This window comes from Pseudoalteromonas sp. UBA6610, assembly GCF_002433295.1.
In the GTDB taxonomy this organism is placed as follows: domain Bacteria; phylum Pseudomonadota; class Gammaproteobacteria; order Enterobacterales; family Alteromonadaceae; genus Pseudoalteromonas; species Pseudoalteromonas atlantica.
In genome coordinates, this window is record NZ_DJHW01000041.1 from 1 (window position 1) to 295 (window position 295).

Below are 295 nucleotides of genomic sequence, written 5' to 3' on the forward strand. Positions count from 1 at the left end.
GTTATCATCAAACTTACCACCGGCATGAAGTACCGTCATGATAACCTCGGCAGCAGACACACCTTCTTCTTCATGGATAGAAGTTGGGATACCACGACCGTTATCTCTTACAGAGACTGAACCGTCTAAGTGAATCGTTACATAAATATCATCACAATGACCTGCTAAGGCTTCATCGATAGAGTTATCAACGACCTCAAACACCATGTGGTGTAAGCCTGTGCCATCATCGGTGTCCCCTATATACATTCCAGGACGCTTTCTTACTGCGTCTAATCCTTTAAGTACTTTAATA

The 295-nt window shown here is 43.1% G+C and carries 1 protein-coding gene; it reads right to left on the reverse strand.

Annotation, left to right across the window (positions count from 1 at the left end; translation table 11 throughout):
- The coding region (locus B4F91_RS05600) for an ATP-binding protein (protein WP_288635414.1) at positions 1-294 on the reverse strand (294 nt) is incomplete at its 3' end.
- Between the last annotated feature and the right edge of the window lies 1 nt (position 295).